The organism is Prevotella sp. AM23-5, from assembly GCF_003473645.1.
GTDB classification, from domain to species: domain Bacteria; phylum Bacteroidota; class Bacteroidia; order Bacteroidales; family Bacteroidaceae; genus Prevotella; species Prevotella copri_A.
Genome location: NZ_QUCG01000057.1, coordinates 1 through 22,598, shown reverse-complemented (window position 1 = coordinate 22,598; position 22,598 = coordinate 1). Strand labels below are relative to the sequence as shown.

At 48.4% G+C, this 22,598-nt stretch carries 17 protein-coding genes; 15 read left to right on the top strand and 2 right to left on the bottom strand.

Annotation, left to right across the window (positions count from 1 at the left end; translation table 11 throughout):
- The first annotated feature begins 71 nt into the window (after positions 1 to 71).
- Genes DW657_RS12960 through DW657_RS12945 form a run of 4 tightly spaced genes read left to right on the top strand, consistent with a single transcriptional unit; the run spans position 72 to position 6,306 of the window.
- Positions 72 to 758, top strand: a complete 687-nt coding sequence (locus tag DW657_RS12960) for a hypothetical protein (RefSeq protein ID WP_118312850.1) — start codon at positions 72 to 74, stop codon at positions 756 to 758.
- A 15-nt stretch (positions 759 to 773) separates the two neighbouring features.
- Positions 774 to 2,846 carry a WD40 repeat domain-containing protein gene (locus DW657_RS12955; RefSeq protein ID WP_118312849.1) on the top strand — a complete coding sequence of 691 codons (2,073 nt, stop codon included), beginning with the start codon at positions 774 to 776 and terminating at the stop codon, positions 2,844 to 2,846.
- A gap of 17 nt (positions 2,847 to 2,863) precedes the next feature.
- Positions 2,864 to 5,410: a caspase family protein gene (locus DW657_RS12950; protein ID WP_158577377.1), complete on the top strand. Its 2,547-nt coding sequence runs from the start codon at positions 2,864 to 2,866 to the stop codon at positions 5,408 to 5,410.
- A gap of 23 nt (positions 5,411 to 5,433) precedes the next feature.
- Positions 5,434 to 6,306 (top strand): DUF4384 domain-containing protein, encoded by an 873-nt coding sequence (locus DW657_RS12945; protein ID WP_118312845.1) that lies wholly within the window; start codon positions 5,434 to 5,436, stop codon positions 6,304 to 6,306.
- Between the two features lie 158 nt (positions 6,307 to 6,464).
- On the opposite strand, the gene DW657_RS12940 is transcribed toward DW657_RS12945, so the two are convergent.
- Complete coding sequence (locus DW657_RS12940; protein ID WP_118312844.1) at positions 6,465 to 9,131, bottom strand: transglutaminase family protein; 2,667 nt, start codon at positions 9,129 to 9,131, stop codon at positions 6,465 to 6,467.
- A gap of 212 nt (positions 9,132 to 9,343) precedes the next feature.
- Here DW657_RS12940 and DW657_RS12935 point away from each other — a divergent pair, with 212 nt between their 5' ends.
- Positions 9,344 to 10,114, top strand: coding sequence for a copper homeostasis protein CutC (locus tag DW657_RS12935; protein WP_118312843.1), 771 nt, complete (start codon positions 9,344 to 9,346; stop codon positions 10,112 to 10,114).
- Between the two features lie 151 nt (positions 10,115 to 10,265).
- Here the strand turns inward: DW657_RS12935 and DW657_RS12930 are convergent, their stop codons facing one another.
- On the bottom strand, positions 10,266 to 11,540 hold the full coding sequence (locus DW657_RS12930; protein ID WP_118312854.1) for an alpha-L-fucosidase: 1,275 nt from the start codon (positions 11,538 to 11,540) through the stop codon (positions 10,266 to 10,268).
- Positions 11,541 to 12,067: 527 nt separating this feature from the next.
- Between DW657_RS12930 and rd the strand changes: the two genes are divergently transcribed.
- The 10 genes from rd to DW657_RS12880 all read left to right on the top strand — a co-directional run bounded on the left by rd (position 12,068) and on the right by DW657_RS12880 (position 22,489).
- On the top strand, positions 12,068 to 12,232 hold the full coding sequence (rd, locus tag DW657_RS12925) for a rubredoxin (protein WP_117663589.1): 165 nt from the start codon (positions 12,068 to 12,070) through the stop codon (positions 12,230 to 12,232).
- A gap of 105 nt (positions 12,233 to 12,337) precedes the next feature.
- Positions 12,338 to 12,715, top strand: coding sequence for a desulfoferrodoxin (locus DW657_RS12920; RefSeq protein WP_089543064.1), 378 nt, complete (start codon positions 12,338 to 12,340; stop codon positions 12,713 to 12,715).
- 405 nt (positions 12,716 to 13,120) lie between these two features.
- Positions 13,121 to 14,224 carry a redox-regulated ATPase YchF gene (gene ychF, locus DW657_RS12915; protein ID WP_117663596.1) on the top strand — a complete coding sequence of 368 codons (1,104 nt, stop codon included), beginning with the start codon at positions 13,121 to 13,123 and terminating at the stop codon, positions 14,222 to 14,224.
- A 56-nt stretch (positions 14,225 to 14,280) separates the two neighbouring features.
- Complete coding sequence (gene lgt / locus DW657_RS12910; protein ID WP_369973478.1) at positions 14,281 to 15,141, top strand: prolipoprotein diacylglyceryl transferase; 861 nt, start codon at positions 14,281 to 14,283, stop codon at positions 15,139 to 15,141.
- 137 nt (positions 15,142 to 15,278) lie between these two features.
- Positions 15,279 to 16,355, top strand: coding sequence for a C1 family peptidase (locus tag DW657_RS12905; protein ID WP_118312842.1), 1,077 nt, complete (start codon positions 15,279 to 15,281; stop codon positions 16,353 to 16,355).
- A gap of 736 nt (positions 16,356 to 17,091) precedes the next feature.
- The gene (locus DW657_RS12900; protein WP_089543061.1) at positions 17,092 to 17,736 is read left to right on the top strand and encodes a hypothetical protein; all 645 of its coding nucleotides are present in this window, start codon (positions 17,092 to 17,094) and stop codon (positions 17,734 to 17,736) included.
- Between the two features lie 95 nt (positions 17,737 to 17,831).
- Positions 17,832 to 19,370 carry an RNA polymerase factor sigma-54 gene (gene rpoN / locus DW657_RS12895; protein ID WP_118312840.1) on the top strand — a complete coding sequence of 513 codons (1,539 nt, stop codon included), beginning with the start codon at positions 17,832 to 17,834 and terminating at the stop codon, positions 19,368 to 19,370.
- Complete coding sequence (locus tag DW657_RS12890; protein WP_089543059.1) at positions 19,367 to 19,975, top strand: phosphatase PAP2 family protein; 609 nt, start codon at positions 19,367 to 19,369, stop codon at positions 19,973 to 19,975. Before rpoN ends, DW657_RS12890 begins: the two co-directional genes overlap by 4 nt.
- A gap of 85 nt (positions 19,976 to 20,060) precedes the next feature.
- Complete coding sequence (gene purE, locus DW657_RS12885; RefSeq protein ID WP_118312838.1) at positions 20,061 to 20,567, top strand: 5-(carboxyamino)imidazole ribonucleotide mutase; 507 nt, start codon at positions 20,061 to 20,063, stop codon at positions 20,565 to 20,567.
- Between the two features lie 53 nt (positions 20,568 to 20,620).
- A complete protein-coding gene (locus DW657_RS12880) occupies positions 20,621 to 22,489 on the top strand; it encodes a 4-hydroxy-3-methylbut-2-en-1-yl diphosphate synthase (protein ID WP_118312836.1) in 1,869 nt (622 codons plus the stop codon).
- Positions 22,490 to 22,598: the final 109 nt, after the last annotated feature.

Here is a 22,598-nt window from a genome sequence, read left to right as displayed (position 1 = left end):
GATTACATAAGAATTAACAGAGTATTGTTGCAAAGAAAAAGAATAATTATAATATAAAAAAATCAAAGCTTATGAAACATCTATTTTTTCTTGTAGGTTTGCTTTGCCTGACGGCAGCACCTATCAGTTCATTTGCCCAGGCACAGAATGCTAAGGACTTAAGAAAAGAACGCTTGGAGATGCTCAAGGCATCTAAGTCTGACCTCAACGAGAAAGCATCAAAGGCTGCTAAGAAAGAAGCCAAGAAGCTTCAGAAAGAAGGCTGGCAGACAGCTCCTGGTGCACTCCCACTGGAAAAGCAGTTGGATAAGTCATACGCTATGCAGTATCAGTATGACGAATCTATGTACCCAATGTACATCATGGGTGAAGCCATGAGTATCGGTGAGAACTATGACGGCGCCAAGATGCAAGCCATGGAACTGGCCAAGCAGAACCTTGCAGCTCAGATTCAGACAGAAGTTTCAGGTCTTATCGACAACTCTGTAGCTACCCAGCAGCTTGCCATGGAAGAAGCAGTTACCGTTACCAAGAGTATCATGGCCAGCAAGAGCCTCATCGTACAGAGCATCGGCAGAACCATCACAGTCATGGAGTGCTACCGTACCTTGAAGAACAAGAACAAGGAAGTACTCGTACGCATCGCATACAACGGAGCAATGGCTAAGGCTGCAGCCAAGAATGCCATCCGCCAGAGCCTCGAAAACGAGAGTGCGGAGCTTCACAAGAAACTTGATAACGTATTGGGAACAAAATAATATTTGCAAAGTCACATGAAAAAGACTACATTGGCAATTGTTTGCCTGTTAGGATGCACTGCACTCAGCCTCTCTGCACAGGAGGCTGAGAAAAAGCAGCTGCACGAAATCAAGGTAAAATTCGATAAGGTACCAGATGGACTTGCCAACTACTATAGTGGCTACTACTACTACAATGGCAAGGAAATCTATAATATGCGTAACTACCTGATGTACACAGGTAATCGCATCAATGCACTTACCATCAACCCAAGCGGCAGTTCGTATGCCTTCATCGACAGCAAGAAAGACAAGAATACCGTAGATGTATTTAGTTTGATGACCAAGGATCAGCAATTGGGCAAGATTACCACCAATAAACAGTTTAAGCCACTGGCTATCTGCTATTCACCAAACGCCAAGTTCCTCTACGTGATGGGATCGGATTCCAAAATCCACATCTTTGAAACCCGCAAGACCCGCGAGGTGAAGAGTTTCGCCATCAACGAACCAGCTACTCGCCTCGATGCAAGCCCAAACGGATTCTTCCTCATCGCCAGCACCCAGGATAAGCTTCAGGTCATCAACCTGGAGAATGAAACCGTGCGCACTACCCTTCCGCTCAAGGCAGATTTCAAGGACGTTGCCTTCTCTAGCAACAGCAAGCAGATGGCAGTTCTCACAGCAAACGGAACCTGCGATGTATATGATACCAAGACTTTCACCGTGAGCAAGCACTTCGATGCCATGGGTATCGCTGAAAGATGCTTCTTCCACCCAGAAAACAAGTATCTGGCTATCGTAACAGGCGACCAGCGTGTGGCTTTCATCAACCTGCTCAATGAGGACGACCGCCAGTACGTGGATGCCAAGGAAGGCGGAATCAAGTACATCAACTTCTCCAAGAACGTGAAGAATGATATCTACCTGGTACACAACTATACCAGCGGAATCGTCTTTACCCCGGTAGGATTCCTGAGTCCTAACCGTCAGGAGAAGCTGAAGAATGAGTTGAACAGCCGCATGGATGAGTGGATGAAGCGTATGGAAGGCGAGAGCCTTGACGACTACAATACCCGTGTGAACGAGGAATCAAGATTGAAGCAGATGCGCCTCTTCGAGTCACAGATTGCTACCAATATGGCAGATAATCTCCTCACCACATCCGACGTAAAGCTCGGTAACTATAACTCAGATATGAATATGTTGACCCTGGAATTCAACAACATGCCAAGCATCTACCTGACAGTACCTGTTAGCGAGTTAGAAGGCATGGATGCAGGAAGCCTGGAATTCACCAATACCCAGTATGGATTGAACGACAAGGATGAATTCGAGCTTGTATATACCGAGGTTATCAACAAGAAGACAGGCAAGAAATACGTGTTCGACAACACCGAGCGTAAGTCATTGGCATTCTTGGAGTCAGACGACAACTTCGTACCATTCGAGCAGCTTCAGGGTGCCAAGATGGAAGAGTTGAAGCTTGAGGAAATCAAGAACAAGATCATGAAGAATGCCCAGGAACAGAACATCATCTCCGATCATACCAAGATTGATGTACATACCAAGGTAGCCAACGCCACCGATGCATCAGGTAAGAACATCTTCAACTATGATGTAGATGTATCTTATACCGTAGATGAGGAGTACTCGGCCAAGGATGACTTTGCACCAGGTCGCTTCAAGGTAGAAGAATCCAATGCCGCTCAGGCAATGCTCGCCATCGTGAAGAAGGCTTTGGAGGAAGATTTCGCCAAATATACCGCAGAGGGCAAGCAGGTGAAGATTCAGATTACCGGTATGGCAGATGCCTTACCATTCAGCCGCACCGTGGCATACGATGGCAGCTATGGCGACTTCGAGCAGGAACCAGTACACAAGAACGGCGAACTGAGCAATATCACCGTAACCAAATCTACCGGTATCGGCGAGAACGATCAGCTGGCTTACCTGCGTGCCATGGGTGTGAAGGATTATATCGAGAAGAATATCCCAGCACTCCAGAAGATGAAGACCTCTTATGATACTTATATCGAAGTATCTGAGAACAAGGGTGGAGAATACCGCCGCATCGGCGTGAAGTTCACCTTTATTGATGTATTCTAATATTGATGGATTCTATAATGAAGAAAGTATTTATTGCAATATCTATTTTACTCTTATCGTCGGGCAGCAAACTGGCTGCCCAGACGATAACTGACTCTAACGACGCGTACAGAGAGTTTGTTCAGCTCGCCAACAAGGACGAGGACAAATCTCAGATGTACGATGCGCTATATCGTTGCTATACGGCAACTTACGCCATCATTACCCACTCAGAGAAGACGAGTGCCGAATATTCACAGGCGATGGCCAATATGAAGAATATCATTGCTTTCCTGCCTAATGCCGCAGCCTATAACAGTAACAACCAGAGCATAGGAAACGCCATCAAGTTTGCACGCGCCTACGTGGATGTTGTCGGCTTATCCGACTTTGCCAATGGTGGTTACACCTCTCAAAATGCCTATTCACAGCTCTCTTACTTTGCGGCAGCCAATCTGGTAAACCGCCGCCAGTATGAGGAAGCTATTCCATACCTGCAAGCTTATCTCCGTTCGGGTGAAGAGAAGTACCGTAAATCGGTATTCGTCAACCTCATCAAGGCTTGCGCACAATCCAATAAATATCAGCTTGCCGTCATCACTCTCGAACAGGCATCTGATAACTATCCTACCGACTATGACATCATTTCGTCGGCAGTAAATCTGTGTATCGACCACAAGGATAATGCCAATCTCCAGAAGTTCGTAGGCAAGGGTCTTGCCCTCCGCCCAGACGATGAGACCCTTCTCAACATCCAGGGTAAACTCTATGAGGAAGGCCATCATTTCGAGCAGGCGCTCGATATCTACAAGAAACTGCAAGTAGCTCATCCTAAGGCTCTTGATGTATTGAAACACCTGGCTATCAACAACTATAACATAGGTGTGCAAAACTATAACCAGGCGCTGGAGCTCAAGGAAAACGATCCTCACATCAAGGATCTGGAGACCGTATATAAGGATTACTTCACCTATTCTATCGGTCACATCAAGAACATCATCATCAGCGACCCACTTTCGCTGAAATACACCCAGGCTCTCGCCATCGCATACAAGTGTGTAGGTGATAAGGAGAACTTCAATATCATCAACAACAAGCTGGCTTCGCTCGGAGGCGGTAAAATCGAGTCGAACGTGATTCCTCAGCTCATCGAGTTCAATGGCGAGGTAAAGCCAACCATCGCTGCCGCTGCACCTCAGACACAGACACTAAGCACCGACCAGAGTGCTGCAGAGGAGAAGGGAATCCCAGCTTACTCTGCCTTTGCCATTCCATTCATCGAAAACCGCATCGACAAATGGCAGAAGAAGGACAGCTACGAGACACTGGCTGAGTATCGCGCCCGTATGACCGAGAAGAACCGAGATGCCAAGATTGCCGAGATGCAGCGACTTGCACAGCAGGAATACATCAGCAAGTACGAATCGAGAGTAAACCTGCGTCATCTGGAACTGAAGCCATACGATGCCGACCACGAGGTATTCCTGGTAACATCGCCTGATCTCGGCGAGATGATCGTACCGGTGCCAAGAGCCAACAACGAGGCACGCATCTTCGCTTCCAACTGGAACGGTATGCAGTTTAAGGATCCACAGTACTTCATCGACAAGGATCACCTGGCACTCGCCAAGCTTACCATCATCACCCCTTCGGGCAAGCAGTATCAGTACGACAACGCAGCAGCGCTCAACTATACCGCCACCAACGTAGAGGTACACTTCGACCCTATCACCGCCAATATGCTGGCATCCAACGAGAATGCAAACAAGCAGACGGTACAGCAGCAGAACGTGAAGCTGGGAACATCGGATGTGGATGAGAATATCCCAGAGAATCCAACCAGCAACACCAAGACCTTTGCCGTGGTCATCGCCAACCAGAACTACAGTAATGTGGCAGGCGTACCACTGGCTCTGAACGATGGTCTTGCCTTCTCCAAATACTGCGAGAAGACACTGGGCATGCCGGCAGAAAACGTGCGTTACTATGCTGATGCCTCATACGGTACGATGCTCCGCGCCATACGCGATATCAAGAATATCGCCAGCGCATTCAACGGTGACATCAACATCGTATTCTACTATGCCGGTCATGGTATTCCTAACGAATCTACGAAGGATGCCTACCTGCTTCCTACCGATGCCGACGGCACCCAGACAGAGGGTTGCTACTCTCTGAACAAGCTCTATGCCGAGTTGGGTTCTACCAAGGCAAAGGAGATTGTGGTGTTCCTGGATGCCTGCTTCAGCGGCTCGAAGCGCGAGGAAGGTATGCTGGTTTCTGCCCGTGGCGTAGCGCTGAAGGCTAAGCAGGAAGATCCACGTGGCAACATGGTGGTATTCAGTGCGGCATCGGGCGATGAAACCGCGTTCCCATACTCAGCCAAGGGGCATGGCCTCTTCACCTACTATCTCCTGAAGAAACTCCAGGAAACCAAGGGTGATGTAAGCCTCGGCGAACTTGAAAGCTACATCTCTGAGAATGTGAAGCAGCAGTCAGTGGTTATCAACCGCAAGGTTCAGACTCCTACTGCCACTCCTTCTACCTCGCTTGCAGCAGGCTGGAAAGAGCTGAAACTGAAATAAGAATAACATAAAAATCAGCAAGGATGAGACACTACATTTTTGTGATGATTCTGATGTTCCTGGGCGTAGCTACAACCAGCTATGCCCAGCGCACCAGGAAAGTGCACGGAGAATACATCTACCATGCACCGGAAAACGTTTCGCTGGAGCAAGCCAAGAAGACGGCTCTGAGCAGAGCGCAGATTCAAGCCTTGGGCGATGAGTTCGGTACCGTGGTGGCGCAGCATAACGCTACCCTGATGAACAATACCAACGGCTCTACCCAGACGGATTTCACCTCGCTGAGCAGCAGCGACGTGAAGGGTGAATGGCTGGAAACCATCGGCGAACCTAAGTACGAAATCAGTTACGAACAGGGCATGCTGGTGGTGAAATGCTCGGTAAGCGGAAAGGCACGGGAGCTGGTTGCCACACAGAACAGTTTCGTTGCCAAGATTCTGAGAAACGGTACAGAAGACAGATTCGAAAGCGACAACTTCAAGAGTGGCGACGATCTCTATCTCTCCTACCAGTCATCTGCCAAGGGATACGTAGCCGTTTATCTGATAGATGACAGCAAGAATGCCTACTGTCTCCTGCCTTATCAGTCATCGCAGGATGGCAAGGTGAGGGTGGATGCCAACACGAGATACGTATTTTTCAATTCCAAGACGGCTGCACCACTCTTTCAGCCGGCAGACGTAGATGAATATAACATGACCTGCGAAAAGGCGGCAGAAACGAATTATATCTATGTAATCAGTTCGCCTAACCCATTCATCAAGGCGATAGATAATGCCGTAGCCGGTTTGCCTAGAGAATTGAAGTACGAGGATTTCCAGAAGTGGCTTACCAAGAACCGTACAGCCGATAAGGATATGCAGGTAGAAATCAAGACCATCTCCGTAAAGAAATAACAGCAAAATAAAAGCCCAGGGCGGAATGCTCTGGGCTTTTTATTTTTATATGGTGTTTGCACTATCTCTCACGCAAAAAGTACTAGCGTAAAATGAAGTAAAACGCTGAAACGCTCAGCAATATCGAATATCGAATTTTCAAGTGAAACGCTCAGCTTTTATAATCTCTTGATCACAGATTCCAGCTGCTCACCCAATCCGATGGTATAACCCTGAGAGAGGAATACCACTCTGTTGAAGGTATCAGAAATCGTGAAGATAGGAAGCAGGTTCTTGTTCTGAAGCTTCATGTTCTCCACCATCTCCTTGCGGCAGGAACCATCCTTGTCGATACCGAAGATGATGTTCTTTGGTAAACCAGGGAACTCTGAGATTCTGAACTTCTTGGCAGATGCCTCATCCTCAAAGAGAATAACGATAGGGCGACCCCACTTCTCGAATACCTGTGCCACCTTGGCGATGTCCTTCAAGGCGTGGTTGGTTGGCTCCTGACCTACACCGATCATACCTGTTACGAAGTAGCCGCGACCTGTCTGGCTCAAAAGGCTAACCTCCTGATTGCTTGGCAAGAGAATGAACTTGGATTCTGAATTGAAGTTACCCTTCACGGTAATCTCTGTCTCAGAACTGCGCAGGTTCATATCCACCTGGGTAGTAGCCCCCTGCTTTACATGAAACAGCTGCATCTCTGCGAGCACGCCACCATTGGCAAGACGGGTACCAGATACCAGGGCATAATCGCCCTCATCCATATCTACGCCATTCTTGAAGGTACCGCTCCAGGTACAACCCTCCTCAGGATACTCCAGGAGCGAGGTAGAACCATCAGGGTTGATGCGATGGATTGTGAAATGGCTGTAGTACTTAGGATCATCCACTGCACCATTATCCTTGTAGTTCATCACGAACTTGCCCATGGCAGAAGCCTTCTGCACAGCATTGTCGAAATCTACGTCAATCCATTCGCCACCATTGGCATTCTTATACTGAGTCTTCTTGGTCACCTCATCCACCTGAGCCTCGATGCCCAAGCTTCTGGCTACATCTACGAAGAAAACCTTGCGAGAGCGGGCATCAGTAAGGCGTGAACGATATACGCCGATAGGTGTCTGTGCAATCTGAAGCGCCTTCAGGTCAGGATTGATGCGGATATTCTTCTTCACCCACTCTACCAGGAGATTAGGATTGTTCTTGAAGGCAACCTGCTGCTTGGCAAACTCCTTCTCGAAGAACTGCTTGAATGGAGTGATGATCATCTCGTTTTCCACGCGAGGAGAAAGCTGATCGCTCTTGGCATTGAAGTTATCTTCCAGGATATCCATCTGCATATCTCTCAAGTCCTTGGCACTCAAGGTACCGAGCAGTTTGATGGCACGGTCGATACGGTCCTTGTGATTCTTCAGGAAGGTGAGGATGACACGGTGGTTACCGCTTGAACCTACCAGATACTTCACCATCTTCTGGGTATTCTCCTCAGAACCTGCAGCAAGACCATTATCCTTCAGAGCCTGCAATGCACTCTCCTTGTTGTAGAAGGTTGCGAGATAGGCATGGCGGATAGAATCCTCATAGGCAAAGCGCTCCAGGTTCTTGGCTCTTGCCTCGGCAGATACCTCTGGGATATTGGCATGCTCTGGAGGAGGAACGATATCGAAGGAGTCACGGAAGAGGATGGTCTTCTGCTCTGCGCCAGGTACAGTTACCTGATGATCCATACGAACCACTACCTTCTTGTCCTTGCCGAAAGATGCCTTGGCAAAGCCATACTTGCCGTTCTTGGATGCCCAGATCATCATATCGCCCTTGCCAGCAGAAAGGAAGGTGGCACCATCAGCACCGGTATATTTGGTTACTACGGTGCAGAACTCTGCATAGTTGTAGATTTTGAAGTCCACCTTGGCACCATCTACAGGATTGCCTGCTGCATCTACGATTTCGAAATCGATGCGGGCAGAAGATCCATAGTTGTCGATGAGGTTGATCTCGGTATAGTTGGAAGTGCGGAGCATTACCTCCTCAGGACCATTGTAGTCACCGAACGCCTTGGTATGCATCAGCATCGCACGGGATGCAGGAGCATTAAACCAAGCCAGGTTCAGTACAGCTTCCGGCTCGCAGGCTCCCAGGAAATACCAGGTACCATCTGCCCAAGCCTCTACCCAGGCGTGGTTATCATCGGTATGTGCCCAGCGTGGGGTATAAACCTGGCGTGCAGGAATGCCAATAGCTCTCAGGGCAGCTACCGTAAAGGTACTCTGCTCACCGCAGCGGCCGTAAGCCGAACGGATGGTAGAAAGAGGTGCCGAAGTACGTCCATCGGATGGCTGATAGGTTACCAGCTCGTGGCACCAGTGGTTTACCTCGAGGATAGCATCCTTCATACCCATACCCTTGACGCGCTCCTTCAATTCCTTGAAAAATACCATACGCGAATTATCCAGGTTCTCATTGTTGATGCGTACAGGGAGCACGAAGTGGCGGAAGAGCAACTCAGGCACCTTGTTTCCCCAAGCCATCTGCTGGCGTGCCTCGAAGCTGGTGCGCACATTCTCCAGGAAGAAGCTGGTAGGATAGTCGGTTACATCAGCCACAGGCATGTAGGCATAGAGGAACTGCAAGGCTCCCTGCTCATCGGCTGTAGCTTTCTGCTGCTTGAGCATCTTCTGGTCATAAAACTGCTTACCTACAAGATTTACCTTCTGTTTGAAGGCCGTTTCCACTTTCGTGCGATAAGCTGCATCGGTAATGAAGTGGCCGTTTGCTGCCAACATTGTCTGCCAAGAGGCTAAGAATGTAATGGCGAACATTACTAAAAACTTTCTCATTGTTAGTTAGCTTTTTAATTATATTTATTATATTCCAGTTAATATATTGATGTCACGTTACAAACTTTCTGCAAAAATAATGTTTTTTTTCGAAATAATAGCCATCCCCAAAAGAAAAAATGTTATCTTTGCAGCAAATATTGAGAAATCAAGTAAAAAGAGAAAAAATTAGTAATAATCAAATAACTAAATAGAAAGAAAAAATAGAAACTATGAACAGAGACGATTTTAAGTTTGAAATATGCGCCAACAGCGTAGAGAGCTGTCTGGCTGCGCAGGAAGGTGGAGCCAACCGTGTGGAACTGTGTGCAGGCATACCTGAGGGTGGCACTACCCCATCGTATGGCGAGATAAAAGTTGCCCGAAAGTTGTTGGATAAGACCTTGCTCCACGTCATCATCCGCCCTCGTGGTGGCGATTTTCTCTATACCCCTCTGGAGATTGAACGCATGGAGGAGGATATACGCCTCTGCAGAAAACTGGGCGTGGATGGCGTAGTGATAGGATGCCTCACAGAGGATGGAGAAGTGGATATGGAGGCGAACCGCCGACTCGTGGAACTGGCAAAAGACGGCAAAGAACTGAAGCCGATGAGCGTTACCTTCCACCGTGCCTTTGACCGAGCAGCCAACCCTCAGAAAGCCTTGGAAGACATCATCTCCCTGGGTTGCGACCGCATCCTTACATCGGGTCAACAACCTAAGGCTGTAGAAGGCGTAGCGCTTCTTTCAGAGCTCAAGCAGGCAGCAGCCGGACGAATCATCCTCCTTGCCGGATGTGGCGTAAACGAGGATAACATCCGCACCATCTTCGATGCTACCGGTATTCACGAATATCACTTCTCGGCAAGAGTCAATGTGCCGAGCAAGATGAAGCAGCTCAACACCAACGTGTATATGGGTGCCGAAGGTGCTGATGAAAGCAACTCTCCTGTTACTTCTGCTGAAAGAGTAAAGCAAACCATCGCCAACCTTTTGGGATAGGATTATTCTAAAACGAAAAAGTTTTTTCCGATAATAAGAAAGGATTTTTTCCGATAACGCAGACCGCGTTTTCCCACAAAATAGAAAAGTGTCGCAATTTCCAATATTCCAGGAGATTACGACACTTTTCCAATATAATATTCACACAATCTTAGAGTGCGATTTCCACAACCTTATCCATCTCTGTAGGAACCTCACTGAGATTCAGGAGCACACCACCTTCGCACTTCTGAATCTTCACCGGCTTCTTGCTGGCAAAGTCGAAAGCCTTCTTCACCTTCTTGTTTCCGAGAGGCAGGAAGAGGCTCTTATCCTTCAGGTTCAGGATATGAACGAAGAGACGGTTTCCCTTCTGGGTTGTAACACCCCAATCATGAGGAGCTACGATGCCGCCACGGGTACCATAGATGGTTTCACCGTAAGTCTTCATCCACTCTCCCATTTCTGCCAGGCGCTCCAATGCTACTGCTGGAAGCTCACCATCTGGCTGAGGACCGATGTTCATCAGCAGGTTGGCATTCTTGCCAGCCGCATTCACCAGGTAATGAACCAAAGTCTTGGTAGATTTATAATCCTGGTCGGTAATCTTATAACCCCACATGCCATTCATGGTCTCGCAGGTTTCAAGAGGCAGGCGGCTGATGTCCTGACCAGACAATCCTGCCTTATTCTCTCCAGGAAGATCACGCTCGAAAGCCTGAACATCCTCACCCTCGAAAGGAGAAGAGTGATGGTTGTTTACAATCAGACAGCCTGGCTGCAGGCGATGGATAAGCGCATACTGCTCTGGTAACTGCCAATCGAAGTTAGGATTCTGATCCTGATCCCACCATCCGTCAAACCAGATACATCTCACCTTACCGTAGTTGGTAAGAAGTTCTGTAAGCTGGTTGTTCATAAACTGATAGTAGCTCTTCCAGTTACCCTCAGGGTTAGGGCGACCAGTACCTCTACCTGTTCTTCCCCAAACAGCATCCTCACGATACCAGTCGATATGAGAGTAATAAAGGTGCAAAGCGATGCCCTGCTTGTGGCACTCATCAGCCAGCTCCTTCACGATGTCGCGACGGAAAGGAGTAGCATCTACTATATTATAATCAGAATACTTGGTCTTGAACATAGAGAATCCCTCGTGGTGGCGAGTGGTGAAGCAGATATACTTGGCACCAGAAGCCTTGATGGCAGCCACCCATTTGGCAGCATCAAACTTAGAAGGATAGAAACCGCCAGCCAGCTTGGCATACTCCTTGTAGTTCAGGTCCTTATTGGTCATTGTCCATTCGCCGGTAGCGAGCATGCTGTACAATCCCCAATGCAGGAAGATACCGAACTTATCGTCCTGGAACTGCTTGCGTGATTCCAGGTTTTCTGCAGATGGCTGATAATGCTGAGCCTTATTTTCCTTGGCAGCATCATTCGCAACCATGGCATTAGCCGAAAGGCAAGAGCAACCCAAAGTAAGGATTGCGGCACATAATTGTGACTTGAAATTCATTTTAATTCCCATAATAAAATTGTTATAGTTAGTTATGATGGTGCAAATATACAACTTTTTTTTCAGAGCAAAGCGATAAAACACAAAAAACTCTATATAATAGGATAAAAAAGATGCCTGCAGCGAGGATAAGGAAGACTGGGAATGAGGATAAGAAAGGGATTTTTGGAGAAGATTAGAGAAAGATTAGGGGAAGATTAGAGAAAGCCAAGGAGTAGTTTTGCGAGGATTTTGGGAAAAGATACAATGTTACTAGAATTTAAAAGATATAATAAAATTATAATTTATTCAATTTTATTTGGAAGTTAGAAAAACTATTTGTATCTTTGCATTGTCGGTCAGAAAGAAGTATAGCAAAACATCTGAGCAATAGGATATTCCCAGATATACAGCAGTACTTGTCTGATAACGACTACAAGAACAAGATTATTAATATAAAAAAGAAGAAAGGAAACATTATGAAGAAATATGTATGCGACGTTTGTGGTTGGATTTATGATCCAGAAGTAGGAGATCCAGAGGGCGGCATCGCTCCAGGTACAGCATTCGAGGATATCCCTGATGATTGGGTTTGCCCTCTCTGCGGAGTAGGCAAGGACGATTTCAGCCCTGTTGAGGAGTAAGACTCTTTTGGGGAATCACCCGAAGGAAATCCTCACAAAGGAATCATCTGAATGAAAAGCCTGATATTCAGGCAACACATTCATAAAATAATAGGAGGAACCATTATGACGAAGATTAGAGAAATCTACCGCTGCCAGATTTGCGGCAACGTGGTAGAAGTAGTAAACCCAGGAGCCGTGCTCAGCTGCTGTGGTGAGCCGATGAAGCTGATGAAGGAAAACACCAGCGATGGCGCCAAGGAGAAGCACGTGCCTGTGATAGAACCTATCGAAGGCGGCTACCGAGTAACTGTAGGAAGTGTGGAGCATCCGATGCTCCCAGAGCATTACATCCAGTGGATTGAGCTGCTCACCCCTACCGATGTGCTCCGCCATGAGTTGAAGCCGGGAGAAAAGCCGGAAGCCATCTTCATGACAAGCGCTGAAGCCAAGGATGTTACGGCTCGCGAATACTGCAATCTCCACGGTTTGTGGAAAGGATAAAGTACAGAGAAAAGAAATAAGAGATCATTTTCCCGACATTGGGAAGATGATCTCTTTTATCGTACAACAGCAGAAAAACACATGCACAACAGCTGTTGTGCGGCCGTAAGAATTAATTCTTCCGGCAATTACTCCCATATCTTCCAGCAACATCCATTGTATATCTCAAAGACTTCTGTTATTCCTTCCAGGTACTTCTCCTATATCCTTAGATGACTTTCCCTATATGCCTCAACGTCTTCTCCTATATCTTCCTGCATCCGCAAGCGTTTCAGCGTTTCACTTGTTTTTTCTACATCAATTTTTCCTCATCTATGATTTTTAGTTAATTTTCCACGATTTCTTCGTATCTTTCATTTATAATGTGTAACTTTGCACCCAGAAATTTAAACGTTTAAAGATAAAATGGCATTAAAATGTGGTATTGTAGGCCTCCCAAACGTGGGTAAGTCTACACTGTTCAACTGTCTGTCTAGTGCAAAGGCACAGGCAGCTAACTTCCCTTTCTGTACTATCGAACCAAACTTGGGCGTCATCACCGTACCAGATGAGCGACTCAACAAGTTGGCAGAGATTGTTCACCCAGGACGCATCGTCCCAGCTACTTGCGAAATCGTGGATATCGCAGGTCTCGTCAAGGGTGCCAGCAAGGGCGAAGGTCTTGGTAATAAATTCTTGGGAAATATCCGTGAGTGCGATGCTATCATCCACGTAATCCGCTGCTTCGACGATGATAACATCGTTCGTGAGGGTGGCGCCAAGGTTGACCCATTGGAGGATAAGAGCGTTATCGATACAGAGTTGCAGCTCAAGGACCTGGAAACCATCGAATCTCAGCTCGCCAAGCAGCAGAAGACTGCTGCTGCCGGCAACAAGGATGCCAAGCTGATGGTTACCGTTCTGGAGGCTTACAAGGCTGTTCTGGAGCAGGGAAAGAACGCCCGTGGCGTTACTTTCGAAAGCAAGGAAGAGCAGAAGGTGGCTCACGACCTCTTCCTCCTCACAACTAAACCTGTGCTCTACGTAGCCAATGTTGATGAAGCTTCTGCCAAGACCGGCAACGAGTATAGCAAGAAGGTAGAGGAAATCGCCAAGGAAGAAGGTGCTGAGTGCATGGTCATCGCAGCCAAGACAGAGGAAGACATCGCTTCTCTCGAAACCTACGAGGATAAACTGATGTTCCTCGAAGAACTCGGCCTGGAAGAGAGCGGCGTAAACCGACTCATCAAGAAGGCATACGCCCTGCTGAACCTCGAGACATTCATCACAGCTGGTGAGATGGAGGTCAAGGCATGGACCTATCACAAGGGCTGGAAGGCTCCTCAGTGTGCCGGAGTGATTCACACCGACTTCGAGAAGGGATTCATCCGTGCAGAGGTAATCAAGTATGATGACTATATCAAGTATGGGTCTGAAGCTGCTGTGCGCGAGGCTGGTAAGCTCGGCATCGAGGGCAAGGAGTACATCGTACAGGATGGCGACATCATGCACTTCCGTTTCAACGTATAACCGTTTCTACGTAATAACAAAGGGGGATGCATTCCCCCTTTAAAAAATCTACGATTATGATGGCAAATCTGCTTAACTATATCGTATGGGATCCGGATCCTATCTTGGCTCACCTGGGTCCTATCTCCATCAGATACTACGCCACCTGCTGGATGGTAGGCTTGCTGCTGGGTTATCTGATGATGCACCGCCTCTACAAGGAGCAGAAGCTGGGCGAGGATAAGTTTGAACCGCTCTTCATCTACCTCTTCGTCGGCATCCTGGCGGGTGCCCGACTGGGACACTGCATCTTCTACCAGCCGGAATACTTCCTCACCCAGTGGGATCACGTAGTCGAGATGTTCATCCCGATGCATCACATGGCAGACGGCAGCTGGAAATTCACAGGATATGAAGGTCTGGCTAGCCACGGAGGCGTACTGGGACTGTTCATCGCCATCTGGCTCTACTGCCGCAAGACGAAGGTGGGCGGCTGGACATTGCTCGACAATATGGGTATCGTATCAGGCATCACCGCCTGCTTCATCCGCCTGGGCAACCTGATGAACTCCGAGATCATCGGCAAGGTAACCGATGTGCCTTGGGCATTCATCTTCGTCAAGGAAGATCAGTATCCGCGTCATCCCGGCCAGCTCTACGAGGCGATAGCCTATCTCGTCATCTTCCTCCTCATCCTCTTCATCTATAAGAAGAAGGGTCCTAAGAGTGTGGGAAGCGGACTTTATTTCGGCCTTTGCCTTACCCTCATCTTCACCTTCCGTTTCTTCGTGGAATACACCAAGGAGATTCAGGTGGCTTTCGAGGCAGGATTGCCTATGGATATGGGCCAGATATTGAGTCTTCCGCTCATCATAGCGGGAGTATGGAGCATCGCCTCCAGCCCTAAGCGAGCTGCGAAAAAGGAAAACAAAGCATAAATACGATGATAGAAGTTTCGTTCCATCCAGATGTGTGGGGCGGAACTTTTATTGTTTAAAGCCAGCGATATGGTAGTCTTATCGCATACATGGTATCCTGCTTATATATATAATAAGGTATAAACAACAACTACAATATGAATAGAAGCATCTTTCTCCACCTTCTCGCCGCACTTCTTCTGGTAAGCTGCGGATATCAGGGCAAATCCTCCTCTCCTTCCTCTCAGGATGGGGGCAAGAACAATCTGCCCGCCCATGTAAGGCTCATCAGCACCACTCCCGTCAAGAATCAGGGCGATAGCGAACTCAGCTGGGCATACGCCATGCTCGCTACCATAGAGAGCGAACATATCATGAAGGGTGACTCCGTGAACCTCTCCGTGGCTTACATCGCCCGAATGATGCTGCAGGAGAAAGCCATAGAGTACTATCTCTCGCAGGGCAGCAAGCCCATCAGCATGCGAGGCATGGCTTCCATGCTCATACATTATATAGATAAGTATGGTGCACAACCCTACGACAGCTACGAAGATCCGAAGGATATCAACTACAAGACGCTCTGCCGGAAGGTGGAGCAGCTCTGCGATGCAGCCATCTCACAGAAGTCGGGGTTCGGAAAGCTGAAGGATGATCTCGACAATCTCTTTGATCAGGAGATAGGTTATATGCCCGCCAAGCAGGTTCACATGCTCGGTGCCGAATATACCCCGCTGGAGTTCGCCCACAGCGTATGCTACCCGGAAGAGTATGTATCGCTCACCAGCTTCACCCATCACCCTTACCGCGAGTACTTCGCCCTGGAGATTCCCGACAACCGTCAGCACGACTCCTACCTCAATCTGCCGCTGGATGAGATGATGCTCCATATCCAGAAGGCGATAGAGAACGGCCACCCGGTATGCTGGGAGGGCGATATTTCTGAAGAAGGCTTTATCCACGCCAAGGACAACTATGTGGATATCTCTAAAAACGAACGCCCCGTAACCCCTACCTCCCGCCAGGAGGAGTTTGAGCAGCTGCGCACCACCGATGACCACGTGATGGAAATAATCGGCACCTTCCTGAAAGACGAGCAGCGATACTACGTCTGCCGCAACTCAGCAGGAAAGAAGTGGGGCAACCAGGGACTCATCTATCTCTCTGAAGACTATATCCGCCTCAAGACCATAGCCGTCTTCATGAGCGAAGAAGCCTTTCTCTTCGATAGGAAGTAAAATGGTTGATGTAGGTCAAATATCTGCTTCATAACACTTGTGTGCGCACACACATAGTTGACATACATCAAAAATTCGGGCTTTTTTTGCATTTTCTCCATAAAAGTTTTGGTGGAATGGCAAAATCGTCGTACCTTTGCATCGTCAATAAGACAAAAGGTTATTAGGTTTTTAGGTTAAGATTGTTAGTTGTTTATAGGTTATTAGTTATAAGGTAATAAAAAAGATTGTTTATTCAAGGACGACGAAAAGAAATTTTGTTTAGGTTATTAGGTTTTTAGGTTTAAGATTGTTAGTTGTTTAGTTTTAGGTTATTAGTTTTAAGGTAAGAAAAAAAGATTGTTTATTCAGTGAGAACAGGATAATGTCGATAGGTTAAGCGTAACTTAAGGTAAAAAAAGACATGTATCGGATAACAAGATGATGCCTGTGAGCAGTAAATGACTGCTTCGGGCGCCGCAATGGAGAAAAGCTTGTGAAAGCGATAATCTCCTTTGAGCTATGAAAAATTTGGGAATATAGCATTAAAGGTGCGCAATTTCGAGAGAATCGAAGTTGCGCACTACTTTTTTATGCAACACGCCAAGTTCTTATATGCAATCCGCCCCCTTCCTACGGGCATTCTAGAGGTATTTTAGGCATAATCCCCTCATTTTTATGATAATATACACTAAATAATTTTGTATTACCACCGAAAAGTTGTACTTTTGCAAAAGATAATAAATAACAAGGTAATATGGCAAAACATCCTCTTTGGAACGACGATTATTGGCTCCTGCTACTCCAGCTCTACCAGAAGAAGCCGATGGGAGTAAAGCCCTTATATTCGAAAGGTATAGTCGATTTGAGCTTGGAACTGCACATCCAGCCGGAATATCTGCACGCACAGATGTTCAAGCTGCAGCGCATCACGCCTCGCATCAAGCGGCTATGGGATAAATATGCCGATAATCCACGTCTCCTATCCCACGACATCAAGATTCTCCGATCTATGAACGGATGCGGAAATGCCAAGGATTTCTTTGCAGGAGTAGAAGTAAAGGAGTCGTTCGAGAAAGATTGGGAACCGCTCGCCGAAGAGCCATCGCTCAACCCCGTGAAGCTCATCATCATCCTCGACCTCTACTTCCAGCTCACACCCATCACCATGGTGGCTGAAACACCGGAAATCATCAACCTGGGAAAACTCATCAAGGTTTCACCCAAGCTGATTGCAGAAGTGATGGGCGTTTACCAATACTGCGACCCTTATCTCAACCGCCAGCAAGCACCTGACAGCAAACTGATTAGCGCATGCAAGGATATCTGGCACAGATATGGTAACGGAAACCCAGACAAGCTGAACCAGCTTGCCATCAACCTGCAGGAATACTACAAGTAGAACAGAAAAAAGAATACTGCAAGCAGAAAAAACACTGCTGGCAGAACAGAAAAAAAGAAATATAAACAGCAAAAGCTCAACTCAAGAATAAAGATATGGCTCAAAAACTCATTCAGACACAGGCACAGAAGCTGCAACAGCTACAAAAACTCTCCGCCCAGCAGATGCTGCAGGTGAAGCTCCTGGAGATGCCCCTCACCGAACTCGAGGAGAGCATCAATGCCGAACTGGACGATAATCCTGCACTGGAGAGTGAGAATCCAGACGATATGCTCAGCGAAAGCTACGATGGAGATTCTCCGCTGGAACATGATGCAGATAGCAGTAATAGCGACAGTGATACTGATTCTGATGATGCCTACGAGGCACAGTCGGAGAAGGAAGAGAGAAAAGACGAGTTCGACCAGGCACTGGAAAGCATCGGACAGGATGACCAGATGCCCGATTATAGCTCCGACAAATACGGCAACCAGGACACAGCCGAATACGAAGAAATGGTATATGGAGACACCACGTCCTTCTACGACAAGCTGAAGGAGCAGATGGATATGCAGAACCTCACCGACAAGGAAAAGGAAGTGATGGAATATCTCATCGGATCGCTCGACGACGACGGCCTGCTTCGCAAGGATCTCGACAGCATCAGCGATGAGCTGATGATCTATCACAACATCGATGTAACCGAGAAGGAGATAGAGCACGTGCTCCATGTCCTGCAGAGCTTCGACCCTGCGGGCGTAGGCGGAAGAAGCCTTCAGGAATGCCTCCTGCTTCAGGTAAAGCGAATGCCGAAAGGCGTACTCCGCAAGACCATGGAAGAGGTATTCACCGACTACTTCGATGAGTTTACCAAGAAGCACTGGGACAAGATCAAGGCGGGATTGGAACTCAATGATACCCAGCTTGATACCCTGCAGCAGGAAATCAGGAAACTGAACCCGAAACCGGGTGCATCAATGGGAGAAACCGAAGGCAGAAACATCCAGCAGATTACCCCCGACTTCATCGTAGATACCAACGACGACGGCTCCATTACCTTCAGCCTGAACCGCGGTCACATTCCGGAGCTCACCATATCTCCATCCTTCACCGACATGATAGAGCAATACCGCAATCACAAGGACAAGATGAGCAGAGCCGAGAAAGAAGCCCTGTTCTATGCCAAGGGAAAGGTGGACAAGGCACAGGGATTCATCGAGGCAATCAAGCAGCGGCAGCATACCCTCATCGTAACCATGAAAGCTATTATCGACATCCAGCGACAGTTCTTCCTGGATGGAGACGAAGCCGACCTGAAACCGATGATTCTCAAGGATGTAGCCGAAAGAACCGGATTGGATATCAGCACTATATCGCGAGTGAGCAACGTGAAGTATGCACAGACCAAATGGGGCATCTTCCCACTCAAGTTCTTCTTCACCGATGGCTATACCACCGAGGATGGCGAGGAACTGTCAACCCGCAAGATCAAGATTGCCCTTCAGGAAATCATAGCGCACGAAGATAAGAAGAAACCATTGAGCGATGAAGCATTGTCAAAGGCGTTGAAGGAAAAAGGATTCCCTATCGCCCGACGCACCGTAGCGAAGTATCGCGAACAATTCAATATTCCAGTAGCACGATTAAGAAAATGAAAGAGAAGAATATCATATTCACTGCACGAATCATGAGCATGATCTTCACCCCCTTCTATCTGCCGATAGTGGGATTGATAGCACTGTTCATCTTCAGCTACATGTCATTGTTGCCGATGATGTACAAGCTGGTGATGCTTGCCATGGTGTATCTGCTCACCGTGGTGGCACCCTCGCTGCTTATCCATCTCTACCGGCTCTGCCAGGGATGGACATCCCACGAACTGGGCAGAAAGGAGCGCCGTCTCGTGCCCTATATCATCTCCATCGTGTGCTACTTCGCCTGCTTCTTCTGGATGGAGTACCGCAACACTCCCCGCGTCATCAGCATCATCGTGGTAGTGGCACTCACCATCCAGATGGTATGTGCCCTCATCAATATATGGTGGAAGATCAGCACCCATACAGCCGCCATCGGAGGCGTGGCAGGCGGATTGGTATCCTATTCCATCGCCTTCTCCTTCAACCCGCTGTGGTGGCTCTGCTTCGTGCTGATACTGGCAGGAGCCGTAGGAACGGCGCGCATGATACTGCGTCAGCACTCGCTCTCACAGGTAGTTACGGGCTTCCTCGTAGGAGCCGCCTGCGCCATCTTGGTCATCTGAAGCCTGCACCATCCTGGACATCATCCGAATCCGGTGCCGTACAAGGAACATAGAAAAAAGAATTAATAACATAATATAGTAAGAAATGAAACCATTAGTAAGCATTATCATGGGCAGTACCAGCGATCTGCCTGTTATGGAAAAAGCATGTAAGTGGTTGAACGACAACCAGATTCCTTTCGAGGTAAATGCCCTCTCTGCACACCGCACACCGGATGCAGTAGAATCATTTGCCAAGGGAGCCAAGGAGCGTGGCGTGAAGGTAATCATCGCCGCTGCCGGTATGGCTGCCGCCCTTCCTGGTGTTATCGCAGCATCTACCCCACTGCCAGTTATCGGTGTACCCATCAAGGGTATGCTCGACGGTCTTGATGCCATGCTCAGCATCATCCAGATGCCTCCTGGCATTCCTGTGGCTACTGTTGGTGTGAATGCGGCTCAGAACGCTGCCATCCTCGCTTCCGAGATGATTGCCCTTGCCGATGAGGAAGTGGCTCAGAAGGTAGAAGCTTGGAAGGCGGGTCTCGGTGCCAAGATAGAGAAGGCCAACAAGGATTTGGCTGAGGTGAAATACGACTTCAAGTGTAATTAATCTAATATGTGATATGCCCCATTCCTTTGGGGCATATTCTATTCTTATACATTATGGTAGATTTATTCAATTATACCCGCCGTGCCTCTTCTGTGGCACATATCGGAGCCATCGATCTGGGTGGCGATAACCCTATCCGCATCCAGTCGATGACCACCACCAATACCAATGATACTGAGGCTTGCGTCCGTCAGGCAGAGGAAATCATCAAGGCTGGCGGCGAACTGGTGCGCTTCACCACACAGGGTTCCCGCGAGGCAGAGAATATGAAGAACATCAATGCCGGCATCCGTGCCGACGGCTATCAGACTCCGCTCGTAGCCGATGTTCACTTCAATCCTAACGTTGCCGATGTGGCTGCACTCTACTGCGAGAAGGTGCGCGTAAACCCGGGCAACTATGTGGATCCTGCCCGCAAGTTCATCAAGCAGGAATATACCGATGAGGAGTACGCCCACGAACTCCAAAAGATAGAAGACCGCTTCGTGCCGTTCCTCAACATCTGCAAGGAGCATCATACAGCCATCCGCATCGGCGTGAACCACGGTTCGCTCTCCGACCGCATCCGCAACCGCTACGGCGATACCCCAGAGGGCATCGTAGAGAGCTGTCTCGAGTTCCTGCGCATCTGCAAGAAGGAGAATTTCCACGATGTAGTCATCAGCATCAAGTCATCCAATACTGTTGTGATGGTCCGCTCCATGCGCCTTCTCGTCAGCGAGATGGAGAAAGAGGGCATGAACTATCCGCTCCACCTCGGCGTAACCGAAGCTGGCGAAGGCGAGGATGGTAGAATCAAGAGTGCCGTAGGTATCGGTGCCCTGCTGGCTGATGGTATCGGCGATACAGTCCGTGTAAGCCTCAGCGAGGAGCCTGCTGCAGAGATTCCGGTGGCTCGCCACCTGGTGGATTACATCGGCAAGAAGAAGGGTCAGCTGCTCATCCCGGCCGCAGCTTGTCCTAGCTTCGACTGGCTGCACCCTACCCGCCGCGAAACAGTGGCTGTAGGCAATATCGGCGGCAACAACGTTCCAGTGGTTATCAGCAACCGAATCAACGGCGAGAGCACCGTTTGTGAGAACAAGGATGCTACGCCTGATTATATCTATATAGGCGGTAAGATGCCTAAGCAGTTTGTGCCTGGTCAGAGCTACATCGTAGATTACAATGTTTACGAGACGCTGAACAGTAAGCCTGAAACCACAGGTGCCAAGCTCTACCCTATCTTCCCTGCCATGGCAATGCCGCTCATCGCCAGCATCAAGGCCGACGTGAAGTTCCTCACCCTGCAGTTTGGAACTCCAGCCGAGGAATACATCGCCTGCCTGAAGGCTCATCCAGAGGTAGTGGTTATCTGCGTCAGCAATCATCAGAACCGCCTGGGCGACCAGCGTGCATTGGTTCACGAGATGATGAATGCCGGCTTGAAGAACCCTGTGATCTTTGCCGAGATGTACCAGCACGGCAAGGAGGAGAAGAGCGACTTCCAGCTGGAGGCAGCAGCCGATATGGGAGCCCTGATGATAGATGGTCTGACCGATGGTATCTGGCTGATGAACGATGGCGACATCCCTGCCCAGACAGTAGATGAAACCGCTTTCGGCATTCTTCAGGCAGCCCGTCTGCGCACCAGCAAGACCGAGTATATCAGTTGTCCTGGTTGTGGCAGAACTCTCTACGATCTCCGTGAAACCATCGCCAAGATCAAGGAGGCAACCAAGCATCTCAAGGGCTTGAAGATAGGCATCATGGGCTGCATCGTGAATGGTCCTGGCGAAATGGCGGATGCCGATTACGGCTACGTAGGCGCCGGCCCTAACCGAGTAAGCCTTTACCGCAAGCAGGTTTGCGTAGAAAAGAACATTCCACAGGAGGTGGCAGTAGAGCATCTGCTCGCCCTCATCGACTCGGATAAGCAATAATTCGGCTCTTCTGAATAAGAGCAATACCCCAGATAAAAGAGGAAATGCCGTTCCTGCATTTCCTCTTTTTTTAAAATAAATGACTCAGTGACTCAGTGACTCAGTGACT

Bases quoted from the DNA above. Each gene is read 5' to 3' on its own strand.
- DW657_RS12940 (WP_118312844.1), bottom strand. From the start codon at position 9,131: ATGAGAAAGTTTTTAGTAATGTTCGCCATTACATTCTTAGCCTCTTGG.
- DW657_RS12905 (WP_118312842.1), top strand. From the start codon at position 15,279: ATGAATAGAAGCATCTTTCTCCACCTTCTCGCCGCACTTCTTCTGGTA.
- rpoN (WP_118312840.1), top strand. From the start codon at position 17,832: ATGGCTCAAAAACTCATTCAGACACAGGCACAGAAGCTGCAACAGCTA.
- DW657_RS12960 (WP_118312850.1), top strand. From the start codon at position 72: ATGAAACATCTATTTTTTCTTGTAGGTTTGCTTTGCCTGACGGCAGCA.
- DW657_RS12930 (WP_118312854.1), bottom strand. From the start codon at position 11,540: ATGGTTGCGAATGATGCTGCCAAGGAAAATAAGGCTCAGCATTATCAG.
- DW657_RS12935 (WP_118312843.1), top strand. From the start codon at position 9,344: ATGAACAGAGACGATTTTAAGTTTGAAATATGCGCCAACAGCGTAGAG.
- DW657_RS12945 (WP_118312845.1), top strand. From the start codon at position 5,434: ATGAGACACTACATTTTTGTGATGATTCTGATGTTCCTGGGCGTAGCT.
- DW657_RS12920 (WP_089543064.1), top strand. From the start codon at position 12,338: ATGACGAAGATTAGAGAAATCTACCGCTGCCAGATTTGCGGCAACGTG.
- DW657_RS12880 (WP_118312836.1), top strand. From the start codon at position 20,621: ATGGTAGATTTATTCAATTATACCCGCCGTGCCTCTTCTGTGGCACAT.
- purE (WP_118312838.1), top strand. From the start codon at position 20,061: ATGAAACCATTAGTAAGCATTATCATGGGCAGTACCAGCGATCTGCCT.
- lgt (WP_369973478.1), top strand. From the start codon at position 14,281: ATGATGGCAAATCTGCTTAACTATATCGTATGGGATCCGGATCCTATC.
- DW657_RS12890 (WP_089543059.1), top strand. From the start codon at position 19,367: ATGAAAGAGAAGAATATCATATTCACTGCACGAATCATGAGCATGATC.
- DW657_RS12950 (WP_158577377.1), top strand. From the start codon at position 2,864: ATGAAGAAAGTATTTATTGCAATATCTATTTTACTCTTATCGTCGGGC.
- rd (WP_117663589.1), top strand. From the start codon at position 12,068: ATGAAGAAATATGTATGCGACGTTTGTGGTTGGATTTATGATCCAGAA.
- DW657_RS12900 (WP_089543061.1), top strand. From the start codon at position 17,092: ATGGCAAAACATCCTCTTTGGAACGACGATTATTGGCTCCTGCTACTC.
- DW657_RS12955 (WP_118312849.1), top strand. From the start codon at position 774: ATGAAAAAGACTACATTGGCAATTGTTTGCCTGTTAGGATGCACTGCA.
- ychF (WP_117663596.1), top strand. From the start codon at position 13,121: ATGGCATTAAAATGTGGTATTGTAGGCCTCCCAAACGTGGGTAAGTCT.